This window comes from Streptomyces longisporus (genome assembly GCF_039532765.1).
GTDB classification, from domain to species: Bacteria; Actinomycetota; Actinomycetes; order Streptomycetales; family Streptomycetaceae; genus Streptomyces; species Streptomyces longisporus.
The window spans coordinates 50,807-67,563 of the sequence record NZ_BAAASG010000017.1; the positions used below are offsets into that span (position 1 = coordinate 50,807).

10 protein-coding genes are annotated in these 16,757 nt (G+C 70.9%); 2 read left to right on the forward strand and 8 right to left on the reverse strand.

What is annotated here, in order from left to right; genetic code table 11:
* Window positions 1-82 precede the first annotated feature (82 nt).
* The 3 genes from ABD355_RS34030 to ABD355_RS34040 all read right to left on the reverse strand — a co-directional run bounded on the left by ABD355_RS34030 (window position 83) and on the right by ABD355_RS34040 (window position 5,314).
* Window positions 83-1,375, reverse strand: coding sequence for a M50 family metallopeptidase (locus tag ABD355_RS34030; RefSeq protein ID WP_344405023.1), 1,293 nt, complete (start codon window positions 1,373-1,375; stop codon window positions 83-85).
* A gap of 8 nt (window positions 1,376-1,383) precedes the next feature.
* The gene (gene dxr / locus ABD355_RS34035; RefSeq protein ID WP_344404770.1) at window positions 1,384-2,649 is read right to left on the reverse strand and encodes a 1-deoxy-D-xylulose-5-phosphate reductoisomerase; all 1,266 of its coding nucleotides are present in this window, start codon (window positions 2,647-2,649) and stop codon (window positions 1,384-1,386) included.
* A gap of 721 nt (window positions 2,650-3,370) precedes the next feature.
* Entirely contained in the window at window positions 3,371-5,314 is a 1,944-nt protein-coding gene (locus tag ABD355_RS34040; protein ID WP_344404771.1) for an acyl-CoA dehydrogenase family protein, read from the reverse strand.
* 300 nt (window positions 5,315-5,614) lie between these two features.
* Here ABD355_RS34040 and ABD355_RS34045 point away from each other — a divergent pair, with 300 nt between their 5' ends.
* Together ABD355_RS34045 and ABD355_RS34050 are read left to right on the forward strand one after the other, a co-directional pair.
* A complete protein-coding gene (locus tag ABD355_RS34045) occupies window positions 5,615-6,631 on the forward strand; it encodes a LacI family DNA-binding transcriptional regulator (RefSeq protein WP_344404772.1) in 1,017 nt (338 codons plus the stop codon).
* A gap of 55 nt (window positions 6,632-6,686) precedes the next feature.
* On the forward strand, window positions 6,687-8,765 hold the full coding sequence (locus tag ABD355_RS34050) for a glycoside hydrolase family 31 protein (protein WP_344404773.1): 2,079 nt from the start codon (window positions 6,687-6,689) through the stop codon (window positions 8,763-8,765).
* 121 nt (window positions 8,766-8,886) lie between these two features.
* On the opposite strand, the gene ABD355_RS34055 is transcribed toward ABD355_RS34050, so the two are convergent.
* Genes ABD355_RS34055 through ABD355_RS34075 form a run of 5 tightly spaced genes read right to left on the reverse strand, consistent with a single transcriptional unit; the run spans window position 8,887 to window position 16,669 of the window.
* Window positions 8,887-9,465, reverse strand: coding sequence for a chorismate mutase (locus ABD355_RS34055; RefSeq protein ID WP_344405024.1), 579 nt, complete (start codon window positions 9,463-9,465; stop codon window positions 8,887-8,889).
* A gap of 35 nt (window positions 9,466-9,500) precedes the next feature.
* On the reverse strand, window positions 9,501-10,214 hold the full coding sequence (locus ABD355_RS34060) for a glycoside hydrolase family 12 protein (protein WP_344404774.1): 714 nt from the start codon (window positions 10,212-10,214) through the stop codon (window positions 9,501-9,503).
* A 37-nt stretch (window positions 10,215-10,251) separates the two neighbouring features.
* Complete coding sequence (locus ABD355_RS34065; protein WP_344404775.1) at window positions 10,252-12,447, reverse strand: glycosyl hydrolase family 95 catalytic domain-containing protein; 2,196 nt, start codon at window positions 12,445-12,447, stop codon at window positions 10,252-10,254.
* Window positions 12,444-14,414, reverse strand: coding sequence for a beta-galactosidase (locus ABD355_RS34070; protein WP_344404776.1), 1,971 nt, complete (start codon window positions 14,412-14,414; stop codon window positions 12,444-12,446). The genes ABD355_RS34065 and ABD355_RS34070 overlap by 4 nt, the downstream gene beginning before the upstream one ends.
* Window positions 14,414-16,669, reverse strand: coding sequence for a 1,4-beta-glucanase (locus ABD355_RS34075; RefSeq protein WP_344404777.1), 2,256 nt, complete (start codon window positions 16,667-16,669; stop codon window positions 14,414-14,416). Before ABD355_RS34075 ends, ABD355_RS34070 begins: the two co-directional genes overlap by 1 nt.
* Window positions 16,670-16,757 lie beyond the last annotated feature (88 nt).

Here is a 16,757-nt window from a genome sequence, read left to right on the forward strand (position 1 = left end):
GCCGTAAACCCACTCAATGGAATGCGGCCCGGCACAAAGCGTGCCAGGCCGCAACAAACTCCGCGTGACCAGTTGGTTTTCCCTAGGTGATTTTCACGGGGTTGACCACGTCCGCGATCAGCACCAGCAGGGTGAAGCAGACGAAGACGCCCGCCACCACGTACGCCACCGGCATCAGCTTCGCCACGTCGAAGGGGCCCGGGTCCGGGCGCCGCAGCACCCTCGCCAGGTGGCGGCGCAGCGACTCCCACAGGGCACCCGCGATGTGTCCGCCGTCGAGCGGGAGCAGCGGGAGCATGTTGAAGAGGAACAGGGAGAGGTTGAAGCCGGCGATCAGCATCAGGGCCGTGGCCAGCTGCTGGGTCGGCGGGATGTCCATGGTGAAGATCTCGCCGCCGACGCGGGCCGCGCCGACCACGCCCATCGGGGAGTCGGGCTGGCGGGGGGCGCCGTCGAAGGCCGCGTTCCACAGGGCGGGGACCTTGCCGGGCAGGTCCGCGATGGAGCTGACGGCCTCGCCGAGCCGGTCGCCCATCCAGGACACCGACTCGCCGAAGTCCTGGCGGACGACGCCGTTGGCGGCGCTGAAGCCGAGGAAGCCGGCGGTGACGTACTTGCCCGGGACGACGTGGCCGGTGGAGTCCTTCTTCGCGACCTGGTTGGTGGCGATCTTCGCGTGCAGGGTCGTCTCCTGGCCCTTGCGGTCGACGACGATCGCCACATCCTTGCCGGGGGTGGCGCGGATGAGGTCGGAGAGCTTGTTCCAGTCGTCGGTCCGCACCCCGTTGAAGGACACGATCTTGTCGCCGGCCTTGAGGCCCGCGGCGGCGGCCGGGGAGGCGGCATCGGACTTCGTGCACTTGTCGCGGTTCTCGCTCTGGGCGATGACGCACTGCGAGACGGAGCTGACGGTGGTGGTCTGCTGGGTGATGCCGAAGCCCATCAGGACCGTGAGGAACAGCGCCACGGCCAGGACCAGGTTCATGAAGGGGCCCGCGAACATCACGATGACCCGCTTCCAGGGGGCGCGGGTGTAGAAGAGGCGGTTCTCGTCCCCGGGGCGGAGTTCCTCGAAGGCCGCCGAGCGGGCGTCCTCGATCATGCCGCGCCAGGGCGAGGTGGAGCGCGCGGTGATCCGGCCGTCGTCGCCGGGCGGGAACATGCCGATCATGCGGATGTAGCCGCCGAGCGGGACGGCCTTGAAGCCGTACTCCGTCTCGCCCTTCTTCCGCGACCAGAGGGTCGGGCCGAAGCCCACCATGTACTGCGGCACGCGGATGCCGAAGAGCTTGGCGGTGGACAGATGCCCCAGCTCGTGCCACGCGATCGAGACCAGCAGGCCGACCACGAAGATCACTATGCCGAGGATCATCATCAAGGATGTCATGCACGCGCCTCCGCGGCAGAAGTCGTCTGCGCCGTCAGTTCCCGGGCCCGGGCCCGTGCCCAGGTCTCCGCTTCGAGGACGTCCGGCACGGTGAGTGAAGTTCCCGTGGGCGGGGTGCCGTGCTCCTCGACGACCCTGGTCACGGTCTCCATGATCCCGTTGAACGGCAGCGCGCCACTGCGGAACGCCTCCACGCATTCCTCGTTGGCCGCATTGAACACCGCGGGGGCGGTGCCCGCGAGTTCACCCACGTGCCGGGCGAGGTTCACCGACGGGAACGCGTCATTGTCGAGCGGGAAGAACTCCCACGTCGAGGCCGTGCTCCAGTCGAAGGCCGGTGCCGCGTCGGGCACGCGCTCGGGCCAGCCCAGGCCGATGGCGATGGGCCCGCGCATGTCGGGGGGCGTCGCCTGGGCGATCGTCGATCCGTCGGTGAACTCAATCATCGAGTGGACATACGACTGGGGATGCACGACGACCTCAATGCGGTCGAAGGGAATGTCGTACAGCAAGTGTGCCTCGATCACCTCGAGGCCCTTGTTGACCAGGGTCGCCGAGTTGATCGTGATCACCGGTCCCATGGCCCAGGTGGGGTGGGCGAGGGCGTCCTGGACGGTGACGTTCGCCAGCTCGGCCTTGGTACGGCCGCGGAAGGGGCCGCCGGAGGCGGTGACGACGAGTTTGCGTACGTCGGCGCGCGTACCGGCCGCCAGCGCCTGGAACAGGGCCGCGTGCTCGGAGTCGACCGGAATGATCTGCCCGGGCTTGGCGAGCGCCTTGACCAGCGGGCCGCCGACGATGAGCGACTCCTTGTTGGCGAGCGCGAGGGTGCGTCCCGCCTCCAGGGCGGCAAGGGTCGGGGCCAGGCCGATGGAGCCGGTGATGCCGTTGAGCACGGTGTGGCAGTCGGAGGCGGCGAGCCGGGTGGCCGCCTCGGGCCCGGCGAGGATCTCCGGGAGCGGCTCCCCCGTGCCGTACTGCGCGGTGAGCGCCTCGCGCAGTGCCTCTGCGGCGTCCTCACGGGCGACCGCGACGGTCCGCACCCGCAGCCGGTGAGCCTGCTCGGCGAGGAGGGCGATCCGGCCGCCGTTGGCGGACAGGCCGGTGACCCGGAAGCGGTCGGGGTTGCGCAGCACGAGGTCGATGGCCTGGGTGCCGATCGACCCGGTGGAGCCGAGGATCACCACGTCCTTCGGGCCGGTTCCCGCCACGGGGTCGTAGACGAGATGCGGGTCGGCGAGTGGGGCTGGACTGTCGCTCATTGCTCCATTGTTGCCGAGCCGGAGCGCCGGGAGGACAGTGCGTCGCTCGGGTGGGTGGCTTGTCGGGCTCCGCGGGGGTGGGAGCGGGGTCCCTCCCCAGGGGCTGCCCGGCGGTTGATCTCGGCGTCGCGGGCCCGGCACGCGCTCCCCCGCTGCCTTGGGGATGGGCGACCCCGGCCGCGCCGTTGTCGGTCGCCGCAGCTGCACGCACGGGGGCTCGCCCGGGTCGGGGCTCGCCGGGTTCGAGGCCCGCCCGAGTCGGAGCCCTCCCGAGTCGGAGCCCTCCCGGGTCCGAACCCACTCGAGTCGGAGCCCGCCCGAGTCGGAGCCCGCCCGGGTCCGAACCCACTCGAGTCGGAGCCCGCCCGGGTCCGAACCCACTCGAGTCGGAGCCCGCCCGAGTCGGAGCCCGCCCGAGTCGGAGCCCGCCCGAGTCGGAGCCCGCCCGAGTCGGAGCCCGCCCGGGTCCGAACCCACTCGAGTCGGAGCCCGCCCGAGTCGGAGCCCTCCCGAATCGGAGCCCGCCCGAGTCGGAGCCCTCCCGAATCGGAGCCCTCCCGGGTCCGAACCCACTCGAGTCGGAGCCCGCCCGGGTCGAGACCCGCCCGGCCCGGCCGGCAGGAGCCGTTTCCGCCGGCCGACCCGATCCGCGGGACAGCCCCCGGTGAGACGCGTGAAGATCACGTACCGAGGGGGGATCCGTTCGGAAGGTGCCGGGAGGTCAGCGGATCGGGCGGTGCAGGTTCTCCTTCGCCGAGGCTCCGGGGTCGGCCGCGGCGATCCACGGTCCCTCGCCCGAGGGGTCGACGATGCCGTCCTCCAGCCACTCGTAGGTGCCCGACATGATGCCCTTGACCAGCTTGCGGTCGAGGTCGTCGGTGTTGGTCCACAGGCGGTTGAAGAGTTCCTCGACGCGGATGCGGGACTGGCGGCAGAAGACGTCGGCGAGCTGGTAGGCCTCGCGGCCGTGGTCGCCCTGGCTGCGCAGGAGCTCGGCCCGTACGCAGGCCGCGCTCATCGCGAACAGTTCGGCGCCGATGTCGACGATGCGGCCGAGGAAGCCCTGCTTGGTCTCCATCTTCCCCTGCCAGCGGGACATGGCGTAGAAGGTGGAGCGGGCCAGCTTGCGGGCGTGCCGTTCGACGTAGCGCAGATGCGGGGAGAGGTCCACGCCGTGCTTGAACTGGCCGTAGGAGACGGGTAGTTGGCCCGGACCCGCGACCAGTTTCGGGAGCCACTTGGCGTAGAAGACACCGGCGTTCGCGCCCGCCTTCGCCTTGTCCTGCAGGGATTTCTCGGGGTCGATGAGGTCACCGGCCACGGACAGGTGGGCGTCGACGGCCTCGCGTGCGATCAGCAGGTGCATGATCTCGGTCGAGCCCTCGAAGATGCGGTTGATGCGCAGGTCGCGCAGGACCTGTTCGGCCGGGACCGCCTTCTCGCCGCGGGCGGCGAGGGACGCGGCCGTCTCGAAGCCGCGGCCGCCGCGGATCTGGACGAGTTCGTCGGCGATGAGCCAGGCCATCTCAGAGGAGAAGAGCTTGGCCAGGGCACCCTCGATGCGGATGTCGTTGCGGTCCTCGTCGGCCATCTGCGAGGACAGGTCGAGTACGGCCTCCAGGGCGAAGGTGGTCGCCGCGATGAAGGAGATCTTCGATCCCACCGCCTCGTGCTGGGCGATCGGCTTGCCCCACTGCTCACGGGCCGCCGACCACTCCCGGGCGATCTTCAGGCACCACTTTCCGGCGGCCACGCAGGACGCGGGGAGCGAGAGCCGGCCGGTGTTGAGGGTGGTGAGGGCGATCTTCAGGCCCGCACCCTCCGGTCCGATCCGGTTGGCCGCCGGGACGCGGACCTGGTGGAAGCGGGTGACGCCGTTCTCGATGCCGCGCAGCCCCATGAAGGCGTTGCGGTTCTCCACGGTGATGCCCGGCGAGTTGGTCTCGACGACGAAGGCGGTGATGCCGCCCTTGTGGCCCTCGCTCTTCGGCACGCGGGCCATGACGACCAGCAGGTCGGCGACCACGCCGTTGGTGGTCCACAGCTTCACGCCGTCGAGGACGTAGTCGTCCCCGTCCGGCACCGCGCTGGTCGCGAGGCGGGCCGGGTCGGACCCGACGTCCGGCTCGGTGAGCAGGAAGGCGCTGATGTCGGTGCGGGCGCACCTCGGCAGGAACTGCTCCTTCTGCTCCGGTGTGCCGAACAGCTTCAGCGGCTGGGGTACGCCGATCGACTGGTGCGCCGACAGCAGTACGCCGATCGCCGGACTGGCCGAGCCCGCCAGAGCGAGTGCCTTGTTGTAGTACACCTGGGTGAGGCCGAGGCCGCCGTACTTCGTGTCGATCTTCATCCCGAGGGCGCCGAGTTCCTTGAGGCCGTTGATCACCTCGTCGGGGATCCGGGCCTCGCGTTCGATCAGCGCGCCGTCGACCTTCGTCTCGCAGAAGTCGCGGAGCTTGGTGAGGAACTGCTCGCCGCGCTGCACGTCCTCGGTGGACGGGGTGGGGTGCGGGTGGATGAGATCGAGGCGGAAGCGGCCGAGGAAGAGTTCCTTGGCGAAGCTCGGCTTGCGCCAGTCCTGTTCACGGGCCGCCTCCGCCACCTGGCGGGCCTCGCGTTCGGTGACGGTGGGGCGTCGGGAAGAGGGTGCGGGTGCTGCGGACATCAGGGCCACCTCGCCGCGAATCGGGATCTTGGTCGACTTTGGTTACCGACGGGTGCTACCCGATCGTATGTACCCGATTCGGGGCGAGGCCACCACCCTTTGTGCAGCCGTTCGGTGGATGTTTCTGGTACGACCTCTTCCATGGGACGACGCCTCGAAAAGAAAGCCGAGAAGAAAGCTGTCGAAGCGCTTCGACTGCCTATGGACACCCACCCTCGCTAGAGCTAGTGTCGAACCACCCCCACCCGCCCCTGTTCGCAATGCGCACTGTCGAAGCGCTTCACACGCTTGGAGAGCTGGATGGTCACCCTCGCCGAGGTCGCCCAGCACGCCGGAGTCTCGGCGAGCACGGTGAGCTATGTCCTCAGCGGCAAGCGGTCCATCTCCACGACCACCCGGCAGCGGGTCGAGCAGTCCATCCGCGAACTCGGCTACCACCCGAACGCGGGCGCACGGGCCCTGGCCAGCAGCAGGTCGAACATCATCGCGCTGATGGTGCCACTGCGCACCGACATGTACGTACCGGTGATGATGGAGATCGCCATCGCGGTCGCCACCACGGCCCGCACGCACGGCTACGACGTCCTGCTGCTGACCGGCGAGGAGGGCCCCGACGCGGTGCGCCGGGTCACCGGCAGCGGGCTCGCCGACGCGATGATCCTGATGGACGTCGAACTCGACGACGAGCGGCTGCCGTTGCTGCGCGGCACCGACCAGCCCTCGGTCCTCATCGGCCTGCCCGCCGACACCTCCGGACTGACCTGCGTCGACCTGGACTTCAAGGCGACCGGCGCGCTGTGCGTGGAGCACCTGGCGATGCTCGGCCACCGCGACATCGCCGTCATAGGAGAGGCCCCCGCCGTCTACGAGCGGCACACGGGCTTCGCCGAGCGCACCCTGGACGGACTGCGCTCGCGCGCCCAGGAGCTGGGCGTACGGCTGCTGCACCGGCCGTGCGAGGGCGGGTACGACGCCATGGCGGTCACCCTCGCCCGCATTCTCGACGAGCGGCCGGGCACCACCGGCTTCGTCGTGCAGAACGAGTCGGCGGTCGAGCCGCTGCTCGCCCTGCTCCGCCAGCAGGGCCGTGCCGTGCCCGAGGACGTGTCGGTGGTCGCGGTCTGCCCGGACCAGGTCGCCGTGCAGGCCTCGGTGCGGCTGACGTCCGTCGCCATCCCCGCCCAGGAGATGGGACGGCACGCCGTGGAGCGGCTGGTCGCCAAGCTCGACGGCCGGGGCACGGACGAAGTCGTGCTGCTCGCCCCGGAGTTGACGGTCCGGGCGAGCACGGGCCCGGCACCCTCCGGTTCTTCCTGATCCCGCTCTTCCGTGCCCTGTGCGGGCACCCTCATGTCTTTCGGGAGCACCCTTCGTGAACCAGTCTGCCGAAAACCAGCCGCAGGCCGGGGCCCAGACCCAGGTCAGCCTCGCGCAGTCGTCACCCACCGTCGGCACCTTCCGGGAGCGGGACGGCGCGCTGGAGTGGAGCGGCCGTCAGGAGACCCTCCGTATCGAACCGTGGGGCCCGGACGCGGTCCGGGTCCGGGCCAGGCTCGGCGGCCCGATCCTGGAGGGCCTGCCGGGCGCCCTGCTCGACGAGGCACCGGCCACCGAGAGCAGCGTCAAGATCGGTGACGGGGAAGGGCAGTTGACGGTCGGCGCACTCACCGTGGAGGTGAGCGCCGAGGGCCTGATCCGCTTCCTGCGCACCGACGACGGCCACGAGGTGCTGGCCGAGGAACGCGCCCACTTCTGGTGGCCGGGCTCCCGCCTCTACACCGCCGTCGGCAACGGGCACCACCGCCTGGAGCAGCGGTTCGCCGCCTACGACGACGAGAAGCTGTACGGCCTCGGGCAGCACCAGCACGGCCGCCTCGACCAGAAGGGCCTGGTCCTCGACCTGGTCCAGCGCAACGCCGAGGTCGGCATCCCGGTGCTCTCCTCCAGCCGCGGCTACACCCTGCTGTGGAACAACCCGGCGATCGGCCGTGTGGAACTGGCGCACAACGGCACCCGCTGGGTGGCCGACTCGGCCCGGCAGATCGACTACTGGATCACCGCGGGCACCCCGGCCGACGGCCAGCGCCGCTACAGCGCGGTCACCGGCCGTACGCCGATGCTGCCGGAGTGGGCGGCCGGGTTCTGGCAGTGCAAGCTGCGCTACCGCACCCAGGACGAACTCCTCGCGGTGGCCAGGGAGTACAAGCGCCGGGGCCTGCCCATCTCGGCCATCGTGTGCGACTTCTTCCACTGGACGCACCTGGGCGAGTGGAAGTTCGACCCCGCCGAGTGGCCGGACCCCGCGGCGATGGTGCGCGAGCTGGCGGAGCTCGGCATCAAGCTGGTCGTGAGCGTGTGGCCGTCCGTGTCTCCGCTGAGCGAGAACCACCCGGTGATGGAGCAGCGGGGCTACTTCATCGGCACCCAGTACGGCCCGATGGCACACGCCGACTGGCCCGACAAGCAGGTCGCCTCCACCGTCCAGGTCGCCTTCTACGACGCCACGAACCCCGAGGCCCGTGAGTTCGTGTGGTCGCGCGTGAAGGAGAACTACCTGGAGCCGTACGGCATCACGGCCTTCTGGCTGGACGCCTGCGAGCCCGAGCTCAAGCCTGGCTTCCAGGAGAACCTGCGCTACTGGGCGGGCCCCGGCCTGGAGGTCGGCAACAGCTACCCCGCGGAGAACTCCCGCACCTTCTACGAGGGCCTGCGCGCGTCCGGCGAGGACGAGGTGATCACCCTCAACCGCTCGGCCTGGGCGGGCAGTCAGCGCTACGGCGCCGCCCTGTGGTCCGGCGACATCGGCACCGACTTCCCGACCCTGCGCCGCCAGATCGCGGCCGGCCTGAACACGGCCCTCTCGGGCATCCCCTGGTGGAACACCGACATCGGCGGCTTCCACGGCGGCGACCCGGACGACCCGGCGTACCGCGAGGTCATGGTGCGGTGGTTCCAGTTCGGGGCGCTGTCTCCCCTGATGCGGCTGCACGGGTTCCGTGACCCGGGGATGCCGCTGGGGCCGGAGATGACCGGCGGGCCGAACGAGGTGTGGTCCTACGGCGAGGAGGCCGGGGCGATCCTGGAGCGGTATCTGCGGCTGCGGGAGCGGTTGAAGCCGTACGTCCTGGACGTGATGCGGGAGGCTCACGAGGAGGGGTTGCCGGTGATGCGGCCGTTGTTCCTGGAGTTTCCGGAGGACCAGGCCGCCTGGGCCGTGGACGATGCGTATCTGTTCGGGCGGGATCTGCTGGTGGCGCCGGTGCTTACGGCCGGCGCGAGCGCCCGGACTGTCCATCTTCCGGTGGGGGCCACGTGGACGGATGCGTGGACTGGTCGGACGTACGAGGGTGGTGCGACCGTGACGGTCGAGGCGCCGTTGGATCGGATTCCGCTGTTCTTGCGGGACGGTGTTCGGTTGCCTATTGCTTCGCAGGAGGAAGTGCCACGGTAGGTCGTTGAGCGACTGCGGCGCCGTCGTGGCTTGTCGCGCCCACGCGGCGGAGCCGCAAATCGATACAGCCCCGCGCCCCCGAAGGGGCGCGGTGGAACCGCACGGTCGATTGGCCCGCCTGTCAGTTCCTGCAGACGGACTCCAGGGAGCGGACCAGGGCCTTGGTGTGGAGCAGGTCCGGGTGCTTCTCGTGGTGGACCTCGATCACGGCAAAGGCGAGCTCGGGGCGGCAGGCCAGGTCCGTGCGCTCCGGTGTGGTGTCTGCGACTGCCTGGACCAGGTCCGTGTTGATGCGGTTGATGGTCTGGCGGATCACGTTCAGGTCGGGCCTGGTGGTCGGGGCCTGGTCGGGGTGGGCGGTCCAGCGCGCGTAGAGGGCGCGCTGGACGTCCTTGTTGGCCTCGATCTGGTCGCGGAAGATACGGCGGACCTCGTCGGGGTCGGCGCCGATCTGCTTCGCCTGGGCGGCGACGTTGTCGAGGACCACCTGCTCGCGGGCGGGGTCGTCGATGGGGCTGTCGGTGCCCCACTTGGCCGCGGCCACCAGATCGGCGGTGGCGAGGCGTTCGGCGGCGAGGGAGGCCACCGGGTGCAGGGGCGAGGACCAGGGGGATGCGGGTGCCGCTGCCGCGGTGCCCGGTATGGCGAGCACCGCGGCAGCGGCCGCCAGCGTGGTGCGGAGGGGGGTGAGGATCTGCATGGGGTCCATGAAACCTCACCCGGTCCGCATCAACATCAACTGCTGCTGACGCTTTCGCTGTTGACGGTGAAATTCAGGCCACCGGAGGATGATGTGATCTCGAAGCCGAACTGCAGGTCCCCGATGGTCACGTTGCCGAACCAGCCCTTGGTGTCCTTGATCCACTTCAGGATGGGCAGGATGTCGACCGTGCCGGAGGTGGAGTTGGAGCTGCGGACGAACGAGAACACGTCGTTGGAGCCGTTGTTGCCCTTGTAGACGGTCCAGGAGTGACCGCCCAGCGTGACGTTGCCCTGCGCGGTGCCGAGCGGCCCGACGGCGCCGGTCTTGTTCATCCAGAGCATGATCTCGTACCTGTGGTTGGTGTCCCAGATGTCGTACGCCGTCTCGTACGCGCCGGACGACGGGACGGTGACGTTGTAGCTGCTGGAGAGCGAACCGAGCGAGGTGATCGCCTTGTTGATCGCCTTGGTGGCGTTCGGGTAGGACTTGATGCCGCCGGTGTTGGGGTGGTCGGCCCAGACACCCCAGTTGGTGCCGGAGTTGGCCCAGATGCACTGGCTGCCGGCGCCGGAGCCCCAGATGTTGTTGTAGAGCGTGTAGCCGTTCAGGCTCGTGCTGCCGTACTGGGCGCAGGAGTTCCAGACCGCTGCGGAGGCGGGGGCGGACGCGAGGCCGACGGTGGCGCCGATGGCCATCGCCGGGGCCAGTATGGCCATGGTGACCTTGCGAAGAGAGCTCTTTGCCATGGTGTCCCTTCCATGGGTGGGGGGAATTGCGGGGTGGTTACCACGCCCCCAGGGCGAGGACGTGGTCTTCTCCGGCGACGAGGTCGAGCGGCCGGGTGCCGGAAGAAGTCCTGAGCTCGACGCGGTGGGTGCGGGTGGGGCGCAGCACCGCCGTCGTTTCTTGCGGGTTCCAGATGAGGTCGAGTTCCGCCCCGAACCGGGTGCGGAGGCCGAGGACTCGGCCCCTGGGGTACGCCTTCGGGAGCGCGGGCAGCAGGACCAGCCGGTCCGGGGTCGACTGCACGAGCATCTCGATCAGCACGGCGGGCAGGGTGTGGGCGGCGTCGGCGTTGTAGACGTCGCGGTCCGGGTAGTGCGCGCTCATCAGGGAGGCGTGGAAGAAGTCGCCGTTGAGCACCTGGCCGAGGGCGTGGGCGACCCGCTCGCCGTCGCGCAGCCGGGCGGCGACCAGGGCGTGGTGCAGATGGCCGTGCGCGGAGTCGTTCTCGGCGCCGCGGAGTTCGAGGGCACGGTGGGCGGCCGCCGCGAGGTCCGGGGTGTCGTAGGGGTTGATCTCGTCGAGCGGCCAGACGCCGTAGAGGTGGCTGAGGTGACGGTGGTCGTAGGTGTCGTCAAGGCCGGGCCACGCCCATTCGGCGAGGGCGCCGTCGGCGTTGATCCGGTGCGGCGGCAGCCGGTCGGCGAGGGCCCGCCAGCGGTCGGCGTCGGGGGTGTCCGGGTGGTACTCGGCCGCCGTCAGCAGCGCGTGCCGGGCGGCGGAGAGGTCCATGGCCGCGTTGATCGCACCCCAGCTCGCGTTCGCCGGGCGGTTCTCCGGCGAGTAGGACGGGACGACGACCAGATGGCCGTCCTTGTCGGTACGGGTGAGGAAGTCCTCGTAGAACAGGGCGATTTGGGCGAGCGCATGGGCGGTACGGGGGTTCCGGGCACCGTTCGTCTCGTCGTGGTCGACCAGCGGTTTGAGCAGCCAGTCGGCGCCCGCGGTCCACAGGTGCAGGGGGTATTCGCGGCTGAAGTGGTACGACAGCCCGGACTCGCCGTCGGTGTGGGCGGGGGCGACGACACCGCGGGCGCCGAAGACCGCACGGGCGTTCTCGGCCCAGTCGGAGAGCTGCCCCTGGATCAGGGATGCGTGGGCTGCGGTCACTTCGGGGAGGGCGGCGGCCGCTGCCGAGGCGGTCTGGAGGTTGAGGTTGGCGTCGTTGGTGAACGCCCCCGACCACGCGGTGTTCCAGTCGCCGGTCCACAGGCCGACCAGGCGGGGCGGGAGCAGGCCACTAGCGGAGAGCAGATGGTAGCGGCCGGCGGCGAAGAGGCGCTCCAGGAGGGCGGGGCTGTCGGGGCGCGTGAGCAGCTCCGAGCCGGGCAGGGCGCGCTCCGCGGGGTCCGCGTCCAGATCGAGGGTGACGCGCTCGTAGGCGGTGCGGTGCAGGGCGGTGTGGCGGTCCAGGAGGAGGGTGTACGGGTCCTCACCGGCCGGCAGCAGTTCGCGCAGGGCGCGGGCGTGGGGGGTCGTGTCCAGCTCGCCGGTGTGCCGCAGCACCCGGGTCAGCAGCAGGACCGAGTCCGCGTCCGTGACGCGTGCGCCCGGGGGCGCGAGGGTCGTACGGCCGTCCGTGACCACGACGAGCGTCACCCCGGTGTACGCCGTGTCGCTGCCGGGGTGGCGGACGCGCAGGGTGAGCAGGGCGCCCTCGGGGGTCAGGACCGCGCCGTCGCCGACGGCGAGGCCCGGCGGTGCGCCCGGCAGGCGGTGGTCCAGGGCGATGTCGAGGTCGGCCGCCGTGATGTGCTGGACGATCACGTCGTCGGCGCGGGACACGAAGACCCGGCTGCTCCAGCCCTCGCAGACCGCCTTCACCACGCCGGTCGTGAAGTCGACGGAGCGGCGGTAGCGGAGCGGCTCCCCGTCGGACGGTCTGCGCAGTCGTACCTGGAAGGCGGGGTGGAAGGGCTGGACCCACTGGAGGTCGCGTCCGTCGGTGAAGCTCTCGGCGGCGTGCAGTTCGCCCGCGAGCAACTTGTCCTGAAGGAGAGGTAGTTGGTCGGCGAGGCGGGGCGGGCGGGCGTTCTCGCCGCCGTTGGGGCGGACGAGCGTGTGGTGAGTGACGACGACCCGCTCGTCGTTCGGGTCACCGAACGCAAGTGCGCCGTGGTGACCGTTGCCGCTCAGGAAGCCGTCCTCCCAGCGGGTGGCGGGGACGGGTTCCCAGGTTCCGTGGACGATGTTCATGGGCGCAACACCATCACGCCGTACCGGCCGAGGGTGACCTCGCCCTCGACTGTCGCGCCCGTCAGCAGGTCACGGTGGGTGCCCGGCACCCGCACGGTCACCGACTCCCGCCCGTGGTTGAGCACGAAGAGCAGCTCACCGCGGCGCACCGCCTCCACCCGGTCGGGCAGTCCGTCGAGGACGGGGCGGGCGCCCGCGTCGGCCGCGATCCGGGCCAGCAGGACGCGCAGCGCGTGCGGCTCGGGGAGCGTGGAGACGTACCAGGCGCGGCCCCTGCGCAGCACGGCGGGCAGGCCGTCGAGCTCGCCGCCCTTGTACCTGGCCTCGACCGAGGCGTCCTTGGCGGCCTCGATCTCCTCCGACCAGAGGGAGCCGTGGAAACCGTCGGTCTCGGCGGTCTCGTCCGCGTCCAGCGGCCACCACTCGTGCAGCGTGCGGATACCGAACAGCTCGCGCAGCCGGGGATCCATGCCGCCGGGGCGCACCCGGTCGTCCTCGTCGGCGACACCGGTCAGGAACCCGCAGACGAGAGTGCCGCCGCCGCGGACGTAGGCGAGGAGGTTGTCGACCGCCGCGTCCGTGAGGGCGTACAGCTGGGGGACCACGACCAGCTTGAAGGCGGTGAGGTCGTGTTCGGGGTGGGCGAAGTCGGTGGTGAGGTGGGCCTGCCACAGGGCGCGGTGCCAGGTGGTGAGGACCTGGGTGTGGTCGACCCGGGTCGAGAGCCGGCCCTCGTGGGCACCGGCCCACCACGAGTGCCAGTCGTGCAGGATCGCGATGTCGTTGCTGCTGTGACGTCCCGCCACCTCATCGCTGATCTTGACCAGTTCGGCTCCGAGCTGCTTGACCTCCTGATACGTACGCCCCTCCGGCCCCGCATGGCTGACCATCCCGGAGTGGAACTTCTCCGCGCCCTGGCGGGACTGGCGCCACTGGAAGTAGCAGACGGCGTCGGCGCCGCGGGCCACCGCCTGCAGGGACCAGAGACGGCCCAGGCCGCGTGGCTTGGGGTGGTTGACGCCACGCCAATTGACCGGGCCCGCCGCCTGCTCCATCAGCATCCAGGGACCGCGGGCCTGCGAGCGGGTCAGGTCCTGGACGAGGGCGCCGTGCTGCGCACCCAGGGGATCGCGCGGGTCGGGGTAGAGGTCGACGGAGACGACGTCCTCCTCCTCGGCCCACCGCCAGGCGTCCTGCCCGGCCCACAGCGGCATGAAGTTGGTGGTGACCGGGACATGGGAGGGGCTGTGCCGGCGGACGATGTCCCGCTCGGCGATGTAACACTCCAGAAGCATGTCGGAGGTGAACCGCTTGAAGTCCAGTACCTGACCCGGGTTCTTCAGGTAGTGGGCGTGGCGGGGCGGCAGGACCTCGGCCCAGTCGCCGTAACCCTGGCTCCAGAAGGCCGTGCCCCAGGCGGAGTTGAGGGCGTCGAGTGTGCCGTACTTCTGCTGCAGCCAGCGGCGGAAGCGGGCGGCGGCCTCGTCGCCCCAGTCGTAGGTGCAGTACTCGTTGTTGATGTGCCACATGGTGAGGGCGGGGTGGCCGGCGTAGCGGGCGGCGAGGTCCTCGGTGATGGCTGCGGCGTAGCGGCGGTAGGCGGCGCTGGAGTGCGAGAAGTGCTGGCGGCCGCCCCACCATTCGGTGCGGCCGTCCTCGTCGCGGGGCAGGGTCTCGGGGTGCAGCCGGCCGAGCCAGGGCGGCGGCGAGGAGGTGGGGGTGGCGAGCACGACACCGATGCCGTTGCCGTGCATCAGGTCCATCAGCCGGTCCAGCCAGCCGAACTCCCGCTCCCCCGGCCGGGGTTCGAGCCTAGCCCAGGAGAAGACACCGAGGGTGACGGAGTTGACGCCGGCGTCCCGCATCAGCCGTACGTCCTCAATCCAGGTCGCCTCGGGCCACTGCTCGGGGTTGTAGTCGCCGCCGAAGAGGATGCGGCCGCGGGTGGCGTCGCTGAGCGCGGGCATCAGACGGGGTCTCCGTACTGGATCCCGCGCCCGTTGGTGGCGAGGTAGACGCGGCCGTGGATGCGCGGGTCACCGATGACGGCCGTGCCGATCCAGCCCCACTGGTGCCGGTCGTCGTTGATCCGCACCCAGGTCTTCGCCTCGTCGTCGGAGCGGTGGACGCCGGTGACGGTCCCGATCGTGCCGACCTGGTAGAGGGCGGGGTAGTCGGCGCCCTTCGCGGCCCTGCCGAAACCGAGACACTCCGAGGCGCCGACGCCGGCGGTCTTCGAGAAGCTCGCGCCGCCGTCGGTGGACCGGTGCAGGCCCTGCCCCTTGGCGCTCAGCCACAGATCGCCGGACCTGCCCGGTGCGGCGACCAGCTTGAACTGGCTGTCCCCGGAAGGAAGCCCGGTCGCCCGGGCCGTGAAGGTCCGGCCACTGTCGGTGCTGGCGTACAGCGTTCCCGTGTCGGTGTCGTACGCGTAGAAGAGCGCCGGATCGGCCGGGTCGGCGACCGGTGTGGCGCCCTTCGGGAAGGAGGAGACCTCGGACCAGGTGGCGCCGTGGTCCGTGGAGCGGTGGGCGGGGTACTTGGTGCCGTCCGAGTGCACGAAGACCCACAGCAGCACGCCGCCGTCGGCACTCACGGCGATCGGCCCCGGTCCGTCCTTGGCGATGGCGGGCTGGGCCTCGAAGGGCGCCCAGGTCTGCCCGCCGTCGTTCGAGCGGGCACCGTTGCCGTGGTCGCCCCAGCCGGTACGGACGACGTACGACGGCTTGCGTGCGGCCTGGGCGAGCCCCATCGCCGACCCGAACACGGGGTTGGTCGCCATGCCGCGGGAGGGAGACGCCGTGAGCCGCTCGTGGTACAGCACGCCGATGTCACCGCAGCCGCTGATCAGGTGCGCCTCGCCGGCCGGGGGTGAGATCAGCAGGCGCACGGCCGTCTCCTCCAGACCGCGGATCTGCGGGGCCCAGTTCCTCAGGTCCCGGGTGCCGTAGAGGGTGGCGCCGGTGCCGTACACGATGTGCCGGGAGTCGTACGGGTCGAGGGCGAGCGCCTGGATCCACCATCCGAACTTGGGCTTGTCGGCACCCCACTTGAGATAGGGGGTCTCGGAGACGTCGAGGACGGCGGAGTCCTTGAGGGACGTCCAGGTGCGGCCGCCGTCGGTGGTCCGGTAGAGCGTGTCGATCTCGGCCCAGCGGTTGTTGGTGGAGACGACGACGGTGCCGGGGCGGCGGGCGTCGACGGCCACGCCGCCGTACCCGAAGGTGTCGGCGGAACCTCCCCCACTCTCGGCTCCGCTCGAGCGGGCGGTGCCCCCAGTCGTGGTGCCGCCCGGGTGCACGGGGGTCACGTCGGTCCACTTCCCGCCGGCGGTGCACAGCTTGTGCACACTGCCGTCGGACTGGCCGCCCGGGCCCGGCGCGTCGGCGTACGTCACGTAGAGCTCGCGGGTGTGCCGGTCGTACGCGGCCCGGATCGGCACCTTGGCGGCCGTGCCGGTGGGCCGGCCGGGGACGGCTTCCCAGGTGGTGCCGTTCGCGGTGCGGAAGAGGTTGGCGGTGCTGCCGTCGGAGTCGCCCCAGCCGGCGTAGAGGGTGCGCCCCGCGGCGACGAGGAAGGTGACGCCCTGCCCGGAGGCGCTCGGGGTGGCCGGGAAGCCGTCGGCAGCTGCCCAAGTGGCCCCCCGGTCGGTCGACTTGAGCAGCCCGTCGTGCCGGGTGCCCAGCCACAGGGTGTCGCTGTCCCGCGGATCGACGAGCAGCCGCTCACCCGTGCCCCGCCCGTCCTCGTTGGCGCCGAGCTTGACGCCGAGGTCGGTGCGGGTCCAGGTGGCACCGCGGTCCTCGGAGCGCAGGATGGCCCCGTTGCCGGCCCAGGACTGGGTGTAGGTGCCGAGGGCGAGGTAGAGGCGGTCGGGGTGGGCGGCGTCGACGGCGATGGCCTCGACGCCGAGGAGGTTCCAGTCGTCCGCGCCGAGATGGTCGGTCAGCGGGGTCCAGCGGGCGGCCTTGTCGTCCCAGCGGTAGGCGCCGCCGATGTCGGTGCGGGCGTAGGCGAGGCCGCGGACCGAGGGGTGGAAGAGGACGCCGGTGACGAAACCGGTGCCGCCTATGACGGCGTTGCGCCAGCGGTAGGCCGGCGTGGCGGTGGCGGCCGGTGCCGCGGCCAGCGCCCGCCCGGGGAGCAGCGGAACGGCGGTGAGCGCGGCGGTCGCCGCGGTACCGGCGAGAACGGCACGTCGGCTCGGAGCGAACGCGGACATGACATACCTCGTTCTGTGCGGTGGGGAGCAACGGGAGGCTTGGGACCGCCGCGGCCGACCGCTGATGGAGGCAGGTCGGCCACGGCGG